The 16,424-nt window shown below is 38.4% G+C and carries 18 protein-coding genes; 12 read left to right on the top strand and 6 right to left on the bottom strand.

What is annotated here, in order from left to right:
- Positions 1-10 precede the first annotated feature (10 nt).
- On the bottom strand, positions 11-148 hold the full coding sequence (gene sspL / locus BDR01S_RS03455; protein WP_026563862.1) for a small, acid-soluble spore protein L: 138 nt from the start codon (positions 146-148) through the stop codon (positions 11-13).
- 84 nt (positions 149-232) lie between these two features.
- Here sspL and BDR01S_RS03450 point away from each other — a divergent pair, with 84 nt between their 5' ends.
- Both BDR01S_RS03450 and BDR01S_RS03445 read left to right on the top strand, forming a co-directional pair.
- A complete protein-coding gene (locus BDR01S_RS03450) occupies positions 233-724 on the top strand; it encodes a divergent PAP2 family protein (RefSeq protein WP_066257002.1) in 492 nt (163 codons plus the stop codon).
- A gap of 40 nt (positions 725-764) precedes the next feature.
- On the top strand, positions 765-1,034 hold the full coding sequence (locus BDR01S_RS03445) for a DUF6123 family protein (protein WP_066256997.1): 270 nt from the start codon (positions 765-767) through the stop codon (positions 1,032-1,034).
- Positions 1,035-1,070: 36 nt separating this feature from the next.
- Here BDR01S_RS03445 and BDR01S_RS03440 read toward each other — a convergent pair whose 3' ends face one another.
- Together BDR01S_RS03440 and BDR01S_RS03435 are read right to left on the bottom strand one after the other, a co-directional pair.
- Positions 1,071-2,000, bottom strand: coding sequence for a DMT family transporter (locus BDR01S_RS03440; protein WP_066256995.1), 930 nt, complete (start codon positions 1,998-2,000; stop codon positions 1,071-1,073).
- A 6-nt stretch (positions 2,001-2,006) separates the two neighbouring features.
- Positions 2,007-2,414, bottom strand: coding sequence for a reverse transcriptase-like protein (locus BDR01S_RS03435; protein ID WP_066256991.1), 408 nt, complete (start codon positions 2,412-2,414; stop codon positions 2,007-2,009).
- A 201-nt stretch (positions 2,415-2,615) separates the two neighbouring features.
- Here BDR01S_RS03435 and BDR01S_RS03430 point away from each other — a divergent pair, with 201 nt between their 5' ends.
- The gene (locus tag BDR01S_RS03430) at positions 2,616-3,272 is read left to right on the top strand and encodes a reverse transcriptase-like protein (protein WP_066256988.1); all 657 of its coding nucleotides are present in this window, start codon (positions 2,616-2,618) and stop codon (positions 3,270-3,272) included.
- 20 nt (positions 3,273-3,292) lie between these two features.
- Entirely contained in the window at positions 3,293-3,478 is a 186-nt protein-coding gene (locus BDR01S_RS03425; protein ID WP_066256986.1) for a zinc-finger domain-containing protein, read from the top strand.
- Between the two features lie 55 nt (positions 3,479-3,533).
- On the opposite strand, the gene cspD is transcribed toward BDR01S_RS03425, so the two are convergent.
- Positions 3,534-3,734 carry a cold-shock protein CspD gene (gene cspD / locus BDR01S_RS03420; RefSeq protein WP_026563856.1) on the bottom strand — a complete coding sequence of 67 codons (201 nt, stop codon included), beginning with the start codon at positions 3,732-3,734 and terminating at the stop codon, positions 3,534-3,536.
- Between the two features lie 276 nt (positions 3,735-4,010).
- Between cspD and BDR01S_RS03415 the strand changes: the two genes are divergently transcribed.
- From BDR01S_RS03415 to mntR, 7 genes are all read left to right on the top strand, one after another.
- Entirely contained in the window at positions 4,011-4,295 is a 285-nt protein-coding gene (locus BDR01S_RS03415) for a hypothetical protein (protein ID WP_066256985.1), read from the top strand.
- A 256-nt stretch (positions 4,296-4,551) separates the two neighbouring features.
- A complete protein-coding gene (locus BDR01S_RS03410) occupies positions 4,552-5,958 on the top strand; it encodes a cytochrome ubiquinol oxidase subunit I (RefSeq protein ID WP_066256983.1) in 1,407 nt (468 codons plus the stop codon).
- Between the two features lies 1 nt (position 5,959).
- Complete coding sequence (gene cydB / locus BDR01S_RS03405) at positions 5,960-6,973, top strand: cytochrome d ubiquinol oxidase subunit II (protein ID WP_066256981.1); 1,014 nt, start codon at positions 5,960-5,962, stop codon at positions 6,971-6,973.
- Positions 6,973-8,688 (top strand): thiol reductant ABC exporter subunit CydD, encoded by a 1,716-nt coding sequence (cydD, locus tag BDR01S_RS03400; protein ID WP_066256978.1) that lies wholly within the window; start codon positions 6,973-6,975, stop codon positions 8,686-8,688. The genes cydB and cydD overlap by 1 nt, the downstream gene beginning before the upstream one ends.
- Positions 8,689-10,422: a thiol reductant ABC exporter subunit CydC gene (gene cydC, locus BDR01S_RS03395; RefSeq protein ID WP_066256975.1), complete on the top strand. Its 1,734-nt coding sequence runs from the start codon at positions 8,689-8,691 to the stop codon at positions 10,420-10,422.
- 106 nt (positions 10,423-10,528) lie between these two features.
- A complete protein-coding gene (locus tag BDR01S_RS03390) occupies positions 10,529-12,697 on the top strand; it encodes a DNA topoisomerase III (RefSeq protein ID WP_066260227.1) in 2,169 nt (722 codons plus the stop codon).
- A gap of 91 nt (positions 12,698-12,788) precedes the next feature.
- Entirely contained in the window at positions 12,789-13,208 is a 420-nt protein-coding gene (gene mntR / locus BDR01S_RS03385; protein WP_066256973.1) for a transcriptional regulator MntR, read from the top strand.
- 37 nt (positions 13,209-13,245) lie between these two features.
- Here mntR and BDR01S_RS03380 read toward each other — a convergent pair whose 3' ends face one another.
- Together BDR01S_RS03380 and metA are read right to left on the bottom strand one after the other, a co-directional pair.
- On the bottom strand, positions 13,246-13,458 hold the full coding sequence (locus tag BDR01S_RS03380; protein WP_066256970.1) for a DUF3892 domain-containing protein: 213 nt from the start codon (positions 13,456-13,458) through the stop codon (positions 13,246-13,248).
- A 115-nt stretch (positions 13,459-13,573) separates the two neighbouring features.
- A complete protein-coding gene (metA, locus tag BDR01S_RS03375) occupies positions 13,574-14,482 on the bottom strand; it encodes a homoserine O-acetyltransferase MetA (RefSeq protein ID WP_066260226.1) in 909 nt (302 codons plus the stop codon).
- A gap of 240 nt (positions 14,483-14,722) precedes the next feature.
- Between metA and BDR01S_RS03370 the strand changes: the two genes are divergently transcribed.
- On the top strand, positions 14,723-16,411 hold the full coding sequence (locus BDR01S_RS03370; RefSeq protein WP_066256968.1) for a formate--tetrahydrofolate ligase: 1,689 nt from the start codon (positions 14,723-14,725) through the stop codon (positions 16,409-16,411).
- Positions 16,412-16,424: the final 13 nt, after the last annotated feature.

Below are 16,424 nucleotides of genomic sequence, written 5' to 3'. Positions count from 1 at the left end.
GTTTCCGGGATTATTTTGTATTCTTTTTCTTAGCCGCATTTTCTAGCTTACTCTTTGGTTCTTCAGCGAACTCGGCATCTTGCCCATATCCTTGAGGATTAACTCCAGGGGCTTTTACGCCTCGATTTGCTTGCCCATTTTTACCCATCATGTTCACCTCCCACTTTTATTAGTATTTCCATACAGAATAATAAAACTCGGACTTTCGAACAATAATAGCAGGGGTGATTTAATGAACAAAGGGATTTATTTAGCACTTTTCAGCATGGGACTAGCCCAAGGAATGAAAATTCCAATTCACTTTTATAAAAAAAAGGAATGGCGACCAGAGCTGTTTTTTGGTACCGGAGGCATGCCCAGCTCGCATTCTGCCGGCGTTTCGACCTTAACAACATACATTGCGATGCAGAGAGGACTGCCAACCTTTGATTTTGCCCTTTCCCTCATCTATGGATTAATAGTCATGTATGATGCGCAAGGGGTAAGAAGGCAAACAGGCGAACTCACCTTAAAGGTAAATTCAATGAATGAATTTATTGAAAAAATTCATAAAGAGGAGAGTGTTGAATTTAAACAAGACTCACCAAAAAAGCTAAAAGAGATGTTAGGCCATCAGCCTGAAGAAGTTGTTGGAGGAGCCATTCTGGGTGTTTTAGTGGGGGTCATCGGTCACTTATGTACAAAAAAGAATAGAAAATTATCAAAATTTAAGATAAGATTCTAAAGGGATATTCACAGTTTGATGGGAGAGGGATGGCGAGTAAGTGGGTACAGTCGAAAATTATTTGCAACACTTGGAAGGAAAAGGATTTCAATTTCAAGAGGATGCAATTGGCTTTATTTTCTTTGGGAAACACTATACCAATGCTTCCGATGAAATGATTAATACTGCCATTGAGCTAACATTAAAAGCACAAAAAAGTTTTGATGGCAGTTTTTATGTCTCATTGCTGGAAACATTAATTTCGAATAAGATTAACACAAGGAAAGATGCGATTAGATTCGTAAAAGAAAAGGAACTATTAGTGATATAACCATGAAAAACTCCCTTTCGCGTAAGGGAGTTTTTTCTAAGAGACCTTATCCTCCAAGGATTTGTTTTTTCTTAGTAATGGGATTTTGGTTGCTGGCATCTCGGCAAAGATCATTCCCGCAAAAATGAGGCAGCAGCCAATTAGCGCACTATATGAAAGTCGTTCATTTGCCCAGTAATAACCTGTAATTGCTGCAAATACCGGTTCCATTGCAAAAATTAACGCCACACGTGTGGCTGATGTATATTTTTGAAAATTTGTTTGAATCATAAATGCCAGCGCAGTTGCAAATATACTTGTGATGATCAGGGCGATCAGAACATCTTGCTTAAGCAGAATCCCAGGATTAAAAGATTTTTTCCAATCTTCAAACAGGAACGAACAAAAAAATGATAAGACAGCAACAGTCGAAATTTGAATGACAGTTAACAGCAGAGTCGGATATTTATTACTAAACTTACCAGTATAGATAATCTGCAGAGCGAAACTAATGGCACAAATGAAAATAAAGCCATCTCCTCGATTTAATGAATTGACATCTGTCATTGTCAGCAGGAATAAACCGATGGTCGCCGTTAATACACCCAATACTGCATTCCTGTTCGGAAACTGTTTTAATAACATCATTGAAAATATCGGAACTAGGACTACGTTTAAACCTGTAATAAAGCCAGCTTTGGAAGAAGTGGTATATAAAAGACCGATTGTTTGGGTGGCATAACCAAGAAAAAGCCAAAATCCAATAAATACTCCTGAAAAAAGTAGCTTTGTATCCAATTTTTTTAGTTGTTTTTTTTCAAATATCACAAGACAGAAAATCAATAATATCGCTGCAGCAAGAAAGCGAATGCTGTTAAACGAAAACGGTTCAAGAAAGTCAATCGCATTTTGAACTAATACAAAAGTAGTACCCCAGATGATTGTCACCAGAAGCAAACTTACATCAGCAACTAAAGGTTTTTTCATAAAGTATCATTGCTCCTCGGGGTTGTTTTTTCGAATGCCTTGTCTAGCCAATTCATCGGCGACTTTATTTTCAGCGCTTGGAATCCATTTCATAAAAAACAAGGTGAACTGTTTTGAGAAGTGTAAGGCCTGTTCAAGTAATGGTGCGTATAACCTGTTTTTTACAAATTCTTTTTCGACCGCCCTGTTTACTAATTCGGAGTCAGTTCGGAAAGATAAGACACTATCCCGATATCCTTTTTCTAAACAAATCTCCAAAGCTTTAATAAATGCATGATATTCTGCTTCGTGATTTGACATGATTCCTAAGGGAATGGAATATTTTTCTGTAATGCCATTTCCTTTGATAAATATCCCTGCCCCGCTTGGTCCGGGATTGCCAGCACTAGCCCCGTCAATATAAACCTCAATCAATTCTGTATCCTCCATAAGCGTATTATTGAAAGTTTATCATATTTCTTTTAAGGCAAAAAATATTTATTCTTATAACTACTATGAAGAAGTGGGTATGATAAGTATATAGATTAGAATAGGGTAGAATGATGTGGTCATTTCTGCCAGATGGATATTGTTTTGAAAATGCCACCTGAATACTTTTACGAGAGGTTGAGGACATTGAAATATCGGTTAGAATGGATGTATAAATTAAAAAGTAATGAAAAGGTACAGTTTTCCTCTGAATGGGTCTCAGGTGAAACGGCTATACAAATTGGCGAAGAGCTTGAAATGACTGGGAAAGTATCAGATTTGTTTTTTTATGATGAAAAGGAAACATCCTGGATCTTAAAAGAATTGAAAAAATTGCTGACCGAAATTGAAGAAGACCCACATGAAATAACCGTGTACTTTGATGGAGGATTTCAAAAGGAAACTAATCAGGCTGGTCTGGGAGCGGTCATCTTTTTTAAACAAGGGAAGAAGAAATATCGGATCCGAGCCAATGAACGGATTGATGAATTGGAGACAAACAATGAAGCAGAATATGCTGCTTTTTATTATGCGCTAAATATTTTAGAAGATTTGGGAGTTCATCATTTATCTTGTGAATTTAAGGGCGACTCACAAGTGGTGCTAAAACAACTTGAAGGGGAATGGCCGTGCTATGAGGATACACTTAATAGCTGGCTTGACAGAATTGAAGGGAAAATCAAAACCCTTGGGCTAGTACCTAAATATACGTCCATTTCTAGAAAAGACAATAAAGAAGCAGATAAATTAGCAACACAAGCATTAGAGGGAAAAGAAATATTTGCAAAAACATTGATTCTTTAAGAAATGGGTGTGAGACTCCAGTGAAGGAATTAAACAGGAAGGAATTGCTGGGTCATGTAGAATCATTAATGATTCAATATTGTAAAGGCTGCTTTTTACACCAGCATTTGAAAAAAGAAGGCGGGCGGAGAGCTGCGCACCGGTTTTGCATTTCCAATTGTACAGTAGGAGAACAACTTCAGGAGTATGGGAAAAAATTAAGTTAAGTTGAACATATAAAAAGGCTGACGAAAACGTCAGCCCTAGATTGGCTATTTAAGATTAAAGTTTTACAACGTTAGCTGCTTGTGGTCCACGGTTTCCTTCAACGATTTCAAAAGAAACTTCTTGACCTTCTTCTAAAGATTTGAAGCCTTCGCCAGTAATAGCGCTGAAGTGTACGAATACATCGTCGCCGCCTTCAACTTCAATAAAACCAAAACCTTTTTCATTGTTAAACCATTTTACTTTACCGTTTTGCATGTACTTCTTCCTCCTAAGCCTTTTAAAGCCACCCTTATTGGTGCCAAAGATAAATATTATCATGCAGCCACTTGCTATGCATATATAGTTACATGATGCTTTAAATATACAATATTGAAAATTTACAGTCAAGGAATGACTTGCGCCTTTTGGTGAATAAATAATAGTTTCTATGAGAATATATTTTTGTCTGATTTGTCATGACAAATATCATGAAAAATACTTCTGCTTCATATCTTAAATTAAGCAAATTAATTTGCAGAAGGCGGGGATTGAATGTACCGATTTTCCATAGAAGGTGATGAATGGATACTGAGATTTTCACCGCAAGTTTATATGGATTCGGCTGAAAAGCAGACGATATTATTCGCATTGCTCCATATAGGAGCTGAACTTGATAATTATTCACATGGAAGTGCATTTATCATTTTTGCAAAGGAAATTGGTGCGATTGTGTTCGATGTGGAGAGAATTCCATCCTTAATATTAACAGTTTCGAATATTATCCCCGATGATCATTGGTACAATCAGGATGTACCTTCCTTGAAGAGATTAGATTAAAAATGGTTATATTGAGGGTGGTCATATAATTTGACTGCTCTTTTTTTCTTCAGTGCTACTTGTCACGAAACGGACAAAAAGTTAAGGAGAATTCGTGACATGGTCTGCTATTATATGAGTGAGTTGTATGAGAGTAATTCTAAAAAAATAATTATTATCAATATTACCACTGTGTTAAGGGACTGTAATAAAGTTTTTTTTCTTTAAGTTTGTGAATACTTGAACATGGTAATAGAAATTTAGGAGGTAGTCAACTATGGATCCAGTGTTTTTAGCAAGATTTCAATTTGCTGCAACAACGATATTCCACTTTTTCTTCGTACCGCTTTCGATTGGTTTAGTGTTTATGGTGGCATTAATGGAAACACTGTACGTTGTTAAAAAGAAAGAGATTTACAAAAAGATGGCAAAGTTTTGGGGACATCTGTTTTTGATTAACTTTGCGGTTGGGGTCGTAACTGGGATTATACAGGAATTCCAGTTTGGGATGAACTGGTCTGATTATTCGAGATTTGTCGGGGATGTTTTTGGTGCCCCGCTCGCAATTGAAGCCTTACTAGCCTTTTTCATGGAGTCAACCTTTATCGGGTTATGGATTTTTGGCTGGGATCGTTTAATGAAAAAGGTTCATTTAGCATGTATATGGCTCGTTTCTTTCGGAACGCTCTTGTCAGGTTTTTGGATTTTAATGGCCAACTCTTTTATGCAAGTACCAGTCGGGTTTAAGATCAACAATGGCCGGGCAGAAATGAATGACTTCTTAGCCTTAATTACCAATGGGCAATTATGGGTGGAATTCCCGCATGTCATTACAGGAGCTTTATGTACAGGGGCGTTTTTCATTGCGGGTGTAAGTGCTGTAAATCTCCTTAAGAAAAATCACGTTGAGTTTTATCTAAAATCTATGAAAATTGCAATCATTATTGGCTTGATAGGAAGTATCGGAACTGCCTTAAGCGGACATACACAAGCACAATTTCTGGTGAAAACACAGCCGATGAAAATGGCTGCTGCTGAGGGAATCTGGAAAGATACAGCCGATCCCGCCCCGTGGTCTGCCTTTGCAATAATAGATTCATATAAAAAAGAGAATAAGTTTGAAGTAAACATTCCCTATGCTATGAGCTTCTTAGCCTATTCTAAATTTGAAGGCGGACTTAAAGGGATGGAGACACTGCAGAAAGAATATACCGTAAAATACGATTCGGTAGTAGGTGAAGGTACCAACTATATTCCACCTGTTAAAACCACGTATTGGAGCTTTAGACTTATGATTGGCTTTGGTATGGGAATGATTTTATTATCATTAATGGGTGCCTACCTATGGAAAAAAGGCAGATTAGAGCGAAGCCCTATATTCTTAAAGTTCCTTTTACCAGCTATAGCTTTTCCATTCTTAGCCAATACATTTGGCTGGCTGATGACAGAGGTTGGACGTCAGCCATGGACTGTTTTCGGTCTAATGACAACTGCTGATTCCATTTCTCCCAATGTTTCGGGAGGAACGATTCTTTTTTCAATCATCATGTACCTGCTAATATTTACAATCCTTGCCAGCGTGATGATTTACTTAATGGTTCATGAAATTAAAAAAGGTCCTGAAAGCCTCCATGGGATTGATTCCAAGGTCACAACGGACCCATTTAATAAGGTAGGTGCTTAAGATGGAACTAAGCGAATTATGGTTTTTACTCATCGCAATCCTTTTTATTGGTTTCTTTTTCCTTGAAGGCTTTGATTTTGGAGTAGGTATGTCAACAAGATTGCTTGCCCGTAACCAAATAGAACGGACCGTAATGGTCAATACGATTGGTCCGTTCTGGGATGCCAACGAAGTATGGCTATTAACGGGTGGCGGTGCTATCTTTGCGGCTTTTCCAAATTGGTATGCCACCATGTTCAGCGGGTATTATTTGCCGTTATTAGCTGTTTTGCTATGCTTAATTGGGCGGGGAGTTTCATTTGAATTCCGCCGAAAAGTCGATAATCCACGTTGGACGAATACTTGGGATTGGGTTATTTTCTTTGGAAGTTTATTACCTCCTTTCCTGATTGGGGTCCTTTTTACAAGTATGCTAAGGGGAATGCCGATTCAAGCTGATATGAATATGAATGCTAGTTTTACAGATTTTATTAATATCTACTCTCTTTGGGGAGGCTTAACCGTCACATTGTTATGCTTCTTACATGGCCTTAATTTTCTTGCTTTAAAAACAGTGGGTGACATTAGACAACGTGCTGCTGCATTGGCAAAAAAAGTAGTCTTAGCAGTACTAGGTGCTTTGGTGATTTTTGTGGTCCTATCTTGGGGAATGACTGACATATTTAAAGTTCGTCCGGTAATGGAGTCAGTACTTGTTGTTTTAATTATTCTCGCTTATGTATTGGCCTATTTCTTTATTAACAAAAAACGCGAAGGCTTAGCCTTTACCATGTCAGGACTTGGTTTGGCTTTTACGGTTTCAGCCATTTTCGCTGGGTTGTTCCCAAGAGTGATGATCAGTTCTATCAATAAAGCATTTGATTTAACCGTTTATAATGCATCTAGCGGTCTATACTCTTTAAAAATTATGACGATTGTCGCGTTAACTATTCTACCGTTTGTATTGGGTTATACTATTTGGAGTTACTATATTTTCCGGAAACGGGTAACGGATAAGGAGCAATTAACCTACTAATGGAAAAAGTTTTGTTCTCTTACAAGGGAGTCAAACCACTTCTCGTAAAACTAGCCATTTTAACTGCTTTACAAGGAGTTATGATCATTATCCAGGCCAACTATTTGGCAGATGCAATCTCCTCGCTTTTTGCGGGGGATTTGTTTCATACAGTCAAAAAAAAGTTGGTGATCTTTTTATTGGCTCTCATCATTCGCAGGATTGCAACGGTTTGGAAGAAAAAGCTAAGTTTCCATTTTTCGGCGCGAACTAGTGATCAGTTTCGCGGGGAACTGTTGAAAAAACTTTTTCAACTGGGTCCCCGTTTTGTTAGAGAAGAGGGATCAGGACAGACTGTTACGCTCGTGATGGAAGGCGTGCTGAGATTTCGACGGTACCTTGAAATCATTTTTATAAAAATGGTCGAAATGGCGATCATCCCAGCATCTGTTTGTTTGTTTATCTTTACAGAAAATATCCGGTCTGCTGTTATTTTAGTAATAGCCCTTCCAATTCTGATTGTCTTTATGATTCTGCTAGGCCTTGCAGCAAAAGGAAAAGCTGATCATCAGTATGAATCCTATCAATTACTTTCGAACCATTTTGTCGACTCATTAAGAGGAATAGAAACTCTTAAATACTTAGGGTTAAGCAAGCAGCACATCGACAAAATCGCCTTAGTCAGCGAAAAATATCGTCGTGCTACGATGGGGACATTGAGGATTGCTTTTTTATCATCATTTGCCCTTGATTTTATTACAATGCTCTCGATCGCAACAGTTGCTGTTTTTCTGGGGATGGGATTAATAAATGGGGCAATGGAATTACACCCGGCTTTGACGATACTGATTTTGGCACCAGAATATTTTTTACCGATCAGAGAATTAGGTGCAGATTACCATGCAACTCTTGATGGGAAAAACGCAGGTAAAAACATTGAGGACATCCTTGCTCATGAATCACAGCAGCAAATAAAAGGAGCTATTCCAGTCTGGAATTCCAGCGATCTCTTTGCTGTTAAAGGCGTAAATATCCAATTTGACGACAATAACCAAGCTGGCTTACAGGATATTAATCTATCAGTTTTCGGGGCAAAAAAAATTGGTATTATTGGGGCAAGTGGTGCAGGGAAATCAACTCTGATCGATATTTTAAGTGGATTTTTAGCACCTTCTTCAGGAGAGTTTCAAATTAGTAACATAACGGTTACCTCATTATCCCATTCCGGGTGGCAGAACCAAGTAACCTATATTCCACAGCATCCATATATTTTTAACGATACAATCCTTAATAATATTCGCTTTTATGAACCTGAATCAACGGAGGAAGAAGTCTTGGTTGCAGCCAAGCAGGCGGGGTTACTTGAAGTGATTCAAGCGCTGCCGCAAGGAGTAGGGACGATAATAGGTGACGGAGGCAGGGCCTTAAGTGGAGGCCAAGAACAGCGGATTGCCCTTGCTCGTGCTTTTTTAGTTAAACGATCTATCTTAATGTTAGATGAGCCAACTGCCCATTTGGATATCGAAACAGAAGCTGAATTGAAGCGGACCATGCTGCGATTATTTGATGGGAAACTTGTCTTCTTTGCAACCCATCGCTTACATTGGATGCTAGAAATGGATGAAATTCTTGTGTTGGACCATGGCAGGCTTGTCGAATCAGGTACACACGAACAATTAATGAAACAAAAGTCAGCCTATTATCATCTTGTAAACGTTCAGAAAGGGGGAATCTAAGTGGGGAAGGAGAAATGGATTTATCCATATTTACGACGCTATCGTTGGCAGTTTATTCTTGCCTGCTTTCTTGGTACCATGACGATTCTCTTTGGGGCGGGCTTAATGTTTACCTCAGGCTATTTAATATCTAAAGCAGCGACTCAGCCGGAATCGATTTTAATGGTCTATGTGCCAATTGTTGGGGTTCGCACCTTTGGGATTGGCCGAGCAGTATTAAGTTATGCCGAAAGGCTGACAGGACACTCTATCATATTGAAAGTTCTTTCAGAAATGCGTATAAGATTATATAAAATAATCGAACCTCAAGCTTTTTTCCTCCGTTCCCGGTTTCGAACGGGAGACGTTCTCGGTGTCCTTGCAGATGATATCGAGCATTTACAGGATTTTTACTTAAAAACCCTGTTTCCCTCCCTTGTTTCTATTATCATTTACGCGCTGATTATTATTTGTGCCGGTATGTTTTCTCTTCCATTCGCCCTGACTCTCGCAGGTCTGATGGGTTTGATTTTGTTTATTGGCCCTCTTTTTTCATTCCTATACACGAGAGCACTAAATGATAAATTGAAAATAGGAAGACATCAGCTTTATTACCAATTCACGGATGCAGTTTTTGGAATTAGCGATTGGATTTTTAGTGGGAATCATTCCAGTTTCATCCGTCGGAATGAAAAACAAGAACAGCAATTGTTTTTGGTGGAAGCACGTAAGCTTTCTTTTGTGAATTGGAGAGATGTTGCAAATCAAATCGTACTTGGTACGATTGTTGTCGTGACAATTGCTTGGGCGAATGGACTAACAATGAGCGGGGAAATCCCGTCAACCTTAATCGCTGCATTTGGTCTTGTATTGTTGTCCTTAGTGGAATCGTTCTTGCCCATCGCAAGTGCCGTCAGTGAAACAGCTACATATCACGATTCATTAAAACGTCTTGACAGTATCGAAAGTGATAAATCGCAAATTATGAGTTCCGCTGTGGTTATGCCAGATACCCTGTCAATAGCTCAAGTTACACTAGAACTCAACAAGTTATCATTTGGATATCATCAAAACGAACCGCTATTAAAAGATGTTACCCTAAAGGTAGAACAAGGTGAAAAAATTGCGATTATTGGGCGAAGTGGTTCGGGTAAATCGACCCTTTTAAATTTGATTCAGGGTGCACTTGAACCAACAAGTGGTGAAGTACGGATAAATGGCTTAAATGCAAAGAACTTGGAATCGGTTATTCCAACCCTCATGTCAGTACTGAATCAAAAGGCTTACCTGTTTAATACTTCAGTTCTAAATAATATTCGCTTAGGCTGCCCGGAGGCGAGTGATGAGGAGGTTTATCGCGTCGCTCGAATGGTCCAATTAGAAGGATTAATAGAAACATTACCTAAAGGTTATCAAACAAATATGCAGGAAACCGGACAACGATTCTCAGGGGGAGAACGACAGAGAATTGCTCTGGCTAGAATACTGCTTCAAAATACACCGGTCGTTATCCTTGATGAACCAACAGTTGGTCTAGATCCGATTACAGAAATAGACCTGTTGAATACGATATTTACAACATTAAGAGATAAAACAATAATTTGGGTGACTCACCATTTGACTGGTGTTGAGAACATGGACCGCATCATTTTTCTGGACCGAGGAAAAATTGCCATGGAAGGAAGTCATCAACAATTATTGGAAAGTGAAGAAAGATACATGCGATTATATCGTCTCGATTGTCCATTGTCATAATATGTTCAGGGAATTACTGGATATTGGTAATTATTTATCTTTACGAACACTGGATTTAATGGGTAAAATGGATTTCGGGATGCTTTGTAAAAAGGGAGCAATCATAATGAAATTAATTATTGCCGAAAAGCCGGATCAAGGATCAACCTTAGCATCAATCTTTAAACATAAAAAACAAAATGGTTTTATTGAAATTTTTCCAAATGATGTTTTTCCTCAGGGAGCCTATGTGACCTGGGCAATTGGTCATGTCTGCCAACTAGTCTCGCCCGAAAAATATCAGCAGGGTTGGAAAAAATGGTCGTTAGATAATTTACCAATTATCCCTGAACAGTTTGAATACGAGGTATCAAAGGATAAGGCAAAACAATTTGCCATAATAAAAAAGTTAGTGTCTGATTCTCAAGTTACTGAAATAATACATGCAGGTGATGCGGGACGCGAAGGTGAACTGATTATCCGCAATATTCTCAGGCTAACAAAATGTCATAAACCAATGAAAAGGCTCTGGATCTCGTCGTTAACAGCTAATAGTATTAAAGAGGGTTTTAAAAAGCTGTTAGATGAGCAGGAAACGAGGAGCTTATTTTTTGAGGCCTACACTAGAGCCTGTGCTGACTGGGTAGTTGGTATGAATGCTTCACGTTTGTATAGCTTACTTTTACAAAAACAAGGATTTTCCGATGTATTTTCAGTTGGCAGAGTACAAACGCCAACCTTAGCACTTATTGTGAAAAGAGAATTAGAAATTGAGAACTTTAAAGCTGAGCCCTTTTGGGAGGTTCTCGCTCATTTTTCAATGAATGGAAAAAAATATACCGGGAAATGGCAGAATGATGGAGAAACTCGAGTAAAGACAAAAGAGTTAGCCGAAAAAGTTGCGGCTTTTTGCAAGGATAAACCTGCAGAAGTTAGTGAGGTTCAATCAGAAAGAAAAGAGTTCTTTCCTCCACTTTTATATAATTTGTCCGCCCTCCAAGCGGAGGCAAATAAACGCTTTAAATTCTCTCCTAAGAAAACACTGGATGTTATGCAAAAGCTCTATCAAAAGGGAAATGTCTCGTACCCTCGATCTGATTCACGGTACGTAACAAAAGAAGAAGCGAATACTTTCCCGGAAATCTTAAACAAATTAAGCCATATTAAGGACTACGAAAACTTTTTTCCCTTACCTTTGGCTTCGATTTCAGAAAATAAACGCTATGTGAATGAAAAAAAGGTCACGGACCACTATGCAATTATTCCGACGGAACAAATCCCAAATGTAGCGCGACTCAGCCCTGATGAGAAAATAATCTACGATTTAGTCGTTACAAGTTTGATCGCCGCACACTACAATAAGGCTATTGCTGAATATACGACTGTGACCACTATGGTCGACGGAAGGGCAGCGTTTATCTCGAAAGGGAAGGTACAAATTGAAGAAGGCTGGCGAAAAGTACTGAATCCAAAAGACAATGATGATGAGCCAGCGCTACCGAAGTTATCTGAAGGTGAGCAGGGCCGAACGGATAAGGTGGAAGTCAAAGAAAGCAAAACGCAACCACCAAAGCGCTATACAGAAGGACAATTGATTACGTTAATGAAAACGGCCGGTAAGCATATAGATGATAAGGAACTGGAAAGAATTCTGACAAAGACCGAGGGCCTAGGAACTGAAGCTACCAGAGCAGGCATCATCACAATGCTAAAGGACCGCCTATACATTGAGGTTAATAAGAATTTAGTTTATGCTACAGCCAAAGCCAAAATCCTGATTGAGGCCATTGGCAAAGAAATCTTAGCTTCACCGGAAATGACTGCAAAATGGGAGCAGAAACTAAAGGAAATATCAGAGGGGTCCGCTGCACCAAAGCAGTTTATGGAGCAAACAAAGAAAATGGTCATTCACTTAATTTCGTCAAGTATGGGTCAAGCTACTACCTGGACTTTCTCGGAGGATATTCGCGAAAATTTTGCGCCCGGTAAGCAAAAGGGAAGGAAGCAGACCGTTACAAAGCTTGGTCCTTGTAAAAAATGTGATGGGTCAGTAGTAGATAAGGGGAGTTTTTACGGTTGTTCAAATTATCAAAAGAATCATTGTAATTTTACCATTTCAAAGAAAATATTAGGTAAAAACATTACCCAAAAGAACATTAAGCTGCTTTTATCAGAAGGGAAAACAGAGCTGATTGAAGGATTCGTTAATAAAGAAAAGACCTTTAATGCACGGCTTTTTTTAGACGAAGCTGAAAAAAAGGTTAAATTTTTATGGGAAGAAAAAGCCTCAAAATAAAATTGTAAATTAGATATGTGATAAAGTGCCTTGTTTACTATTTTTTTATATAGTAAACTTTTAGGTGAGTAATTTTTTTGGAGGGTACGGGATGCCAACACCTAGTATGGAAGATTATATTGAACAAATATATATTTTGATTGAAGAAAAAGGATACGCGCGGGTCTCAGATATTGCAGAAGCGCTTTCTGTACATCCCTCCTCAGTAACGAAAATGGTGCAAAAGCTTGATAAAGATGAATATTTAGTTTACGAAAAATATAGAGGGCTCGTGCTAACAGCCAAGGGTAAAAAGATAGGCAAGCGACTGGTCTTCAGACATGATTTACTTGAACAGTTCCTAAAAATAATCGGAGTTAAAAACGAAAATATTTATAACGATGTCGAAGGGATTGAACACCATTTAAGTTGGGATTCAATTGATCGAATTGGTGACCTGGTTCAGTTCTTTGAAGAAGATCAAAAACGGATTGAGGCTCTAACTGAAATTCAAAAACAGAATGAAAATTAACCAAAAGGAAGCACCTGGCAGCAATTGCCGGGTGCTTCTAATATAAATCCGGGTATTGATCAAAAGACTGGTCACTTTCCGGAATTAAAGACATTTTTCCATGTCCTTCCTCTACAGCCAGTATCCCTTGGATTAGCCCATTTTCAGCTTCTTGGATTGCTTTTCGATAAGAGATAATTCTTCCCTCAGAAGTAACAAAATTGATTATTTCCCCAAAGTAATTACGATGAAGTGCAACAATGGATTCCATGATAATTATTCCCCTCCAAAAAATAAATTAAAATTATTACCATGCTTTACCTATATTCTTTCTATTTTTTCAAATAATAAACAAAAAAGCATCGGAATTTAACCGATGCTTGGTATTAACCCCAAAAAAAAGGGGTTTCCTGGTAGACATAATAATTAAGCCAGTTTGAAAAGAATAAATGTCCATGAGAACGCCATCGATTTATTGGCGGTTGAGTCGGATCATTATTTGGGAAGTAGTTCTCCGGGATATGGATTTCAAGACCCTTATTCAGATCCCGTTCGTATTCCTGTGCAAGCGAATCTGATTCATATTCCAAATGTCCAGTAATCATGACATGCTTTCTGTTTCGAGAGGCAATTAATAGTGCTCCTGCATCCTCAGAAGCAGCAAGCAATGTTAATTTAGAATTCTTTTTAATTGCTTCAATTGATACATCGGTATAGCGAGAATGAGGAGCATAAAATTGGTCATCAAACCCTCGCAGCAAAGTATCATTTGGTTCGAAAACCCGATGAGCATAAATTCCGGAGCATTTTCGCTGTAATTCAAATTTACCAATCCCGTAATGATAGTAAAGTGCCGCCTGTGCCCCCCAGCAAATATGCAGGGTAGAGGTGACGTTTTGATCGGCCCAGTCCATGATCTCGGTTAATTCAGACCAATATTTCACTTGATCAAATTCTAATAATTCGACAGGAGCACCTGTTATGATCATCCCATCAAATTTTAGGTTTTTCACTTGAGAAAAGGTGGTGTAAAACTGTTCAAGATGCTGTTTGCTCGTATGGGTAGATTCATACGAGTTCGTTTTTAAAAAATTAACATTTACTTGCAAGGGCGAGTTTCCCAATAATCGTAAAATCTGTGTTTCAGCTTTCTCTTTTTCAGGCATCAAATTCAGAATGAGGATATTTAATGGTCTGATGTCTTGTGAAATGGCACGCTCATCGTCCATGATAAAAATATTTTCAGTTTCGAGTATTTCCCTTGCTGGAAGGAGTTTTGGAATGTTTATTGGCAAGTGACCATCCCCTTTAATAAGTTTAATTAGGCATTTTTCAAAATCCTTCATCCATTAAATATAACTACCTACAGCCGGAAGTCAATGAATATTTAAAATATTTGATAATTATATTATAAACATTATTATAAATTCAGAAAAGTTATTAATTTATTCATAATTAGATATCGGAATGAAAGCGCTTGTTTGATACAATGAAATCGTAAGCCAAATAATTAATGAGGAATGCGGGGGATAAAGGTGGTATTGAAAACAGCAGTGAAATCAGACATTGAAATTGCACAAGAATCAAAGATGAAACCAATTGTTGAAATCGCCGAAAAAATTGGTTTGGAAGAAGATGATTTAGAGCTCTTTGGTAAATATAAAGCAAAACTCTCAAATGAAGCTTTAGCTAAACTCAAAACAAAAGAAAGTGGAAAAATTATCCTTGTCACTGCCATTAATCCAACACCTGCAGGCGAAGGTAAATCGACTGTGACTGTTGGATTAGCCGATGCTTTTAACCGGATTGGTAAAAAAACAATGATCGCTCTAAGAGAGCCTTCTCTTGGACCTACTATGGGTATAAAGGGTGGGGCAACCGGCGGTGGATTCTCGCAAGTCCTGCCAATGGAAGACATCAATTTACATTTTACCGGAGATCTGCATGCGATTACGACTGCAAATAATGCTCTAGCAGCATTAATCGACAATCATCTCCAACAAGGAAATGAACTTAATATCGATCAACGGAGAATTGTCTGGAAACGGGCCGTAGATTTAAATGATCGTGCATTAAGAAAAGTAATTATTGGACTTGGTGGTCCACTTCAAGGGGTTCCTAGGGAAGACGGTTTTGATATAACTGTTGCATCTGAGATTATGGCGGTTTTATGTTTAGCCACAGACCTAAAAGATTTAAAATTACGTTTATCACGGATGGTCGTCGCTTATAATTATCATAAGGAACCAGTTACCGTGGGTGACTTAGGGGTGGAAGGCGCCTTAACGTTATTGTTAAAGGATGCGGTAAAACCAAACCTAGTGCAAACGATTGAACATACGCCAGCTCTTATTCATGGCGGGCCATTTGCAAATATTGCCCATGGATGTAATAGCGTCATCGCCACACAAGCTGCGGCTAAGTTAGCAGATTATGTTATCACTGAAGCCGGCTTTGGAGCGGACTTGGGTGCGGAAAAGTTTTTACATATTAAATCAAGAAGTGCGGGTATTAAACCAGAGGCAGTTGTTATCGTTGCGACGATTCGTGCGTTAAAAATGCATGGTGGCGTTCCGAAAAATGAATTAGCTAAAGAGAATATTTCGTCACTAACACTTGGTTTTGCAAATCTAAAAAAACACATTGAGACAATCGATAGCTTTGGATTACCAGCAGTCGTTGCAATTAACAAATTCATCACTGATACAGATCTCGAAGTAAAAACATTACTCGATATGTGTGAAAGTGAAAACGTTCCGGTAGCATTAACCGAAGTCTGGGAAAAAGGCGGAGCGGGCGGTATCGAGCTTGCTGAAACACTTTTAGCAGTCATTGACTCACGTGAAAATAATTTTAAATCCTTATACGACCTATCTGACTCGATTGAACAGAAAGTTAGAATCATTGTTCAAAAGGTTTACGGGGGCAAAGATGTAGAATTTTCTTCTAAAGCTAAAAAACAATTAATTGATTTTGAAAAGTTTGGTTGGTCTCATTTGGCTGTTTGCATGGCGAAATCCCAGTATTCCTTGTCTGATGATCCGGGAAAGCTTGGTAGACCTTCTGATTTCGTCGTGACGGTTAGGGAGTTTAAACCTTCGATTGGAGCTGGATTTATTGTCGCATTAACTGGTGATGTAATGACCATGCCAGGTCTGCCGAAAAAACCTTCCGCCTTAAATATGGATGTAGATGAAGACGGGAATGCAATAGGGCTTTTCTAAAAAGGGAGTAAAG

This window comes from Neobacillus drentensis NBRC 102427, assembly GCF_001591445.1.
In the GTDB taxonomy this organism is placed as follows: domain Bacteria; phylum Bacillota; class Bacilli; order Bacillales; family Cytobacillaceae; genus Neobacillus; species Neobacillus drentensis.
Note: the sequence above shows the minus strand (reverse complement) of the source record. Positions and strands in the feature narration are given on the sequence as shown.

What these genes read in the sequence shown, in the direction of transcription:
- sspL (WP_026563862.1), bottom strand. Translation starts at nt 148, where the DNA reads ATGGGTAAAAATGGGCAAGCAAATCGAGGCGTAAAAGCCCCTGGAGTT.
- BDR01S_RS03450 (WP_066257002.1), top strand. Translation starts at nt 233, where the DNA reads ATGAACAAAGGGATTTATTTAGCACTTTTCAGCATGGGACTAGCCCAA.
- BDR01S_RS03440 (WP_066256995.1), bottom strand. Translation starts at nt 2,000, where the DNA reads ATGAAAAAACCTTTAGTTGCTGATGTAAGTTTGCTTCTGGTGACAATC.
- cspD (WP_026563856.1), bottom strand. Translation starts at nt 3,734, where the DNA reads ATGCAAAACGGTAAAGTAAAATGGTTTAACAATGAAAAAGGTTTTGGT.
- BDR01S_RS03415 (WP_066256985.1), top strand. Translation starts at nt 4,011, where the DNA reads ATGTACCGATTTTCCATAGAAGGTGATGAATGGATACTGAGATTTTCA.
- BDR01S_RS03410 (WP_066256983.1), top strand. Translation starts at nt 4,552, where the DNA reads ATGGATCCAGTGTTTTTAGCAAGATTTCAATTTGCTGCAACAACGATA.
- cydB (WP_066256981.1), top strand. Translation starts at nt 5,960, where the DNA reads ATGGAACTAAGCGAATTATGGTTTTTACTCATCGCAATCCTTTTTATT.
- cydD (WP_066256978.1), top strand. Translation starts at nt 6,973, where the DNA reads ATGGAAAAAGTTTTGTTCTCTTACAAGGGAGTCAAACCACTTCTCGTA.
- BDR01S_RS03390 (WP_066260227.1), top strand. Translation starts at nt 10,529, where the DNA reads ATGAAATTAATTATTGCCGAAAAGCCGGATCAAGGATCAACCTTAGCA.
- mntR (WP_066256973.1), top strand. Translation starts at nt 12,789, where the DNA reads ATGCCAACACCTAGTATGGAAGATTATATTGAACAAATATATATTTTG.
- BDR01S_RS03380 (WP_066256970.1), bottom strand. Translation starts at nt 13,458, where the DNA reads ATGGAATCCATTGTTGCACTTCATCGTAATTACTTTGGGGAAATAATC.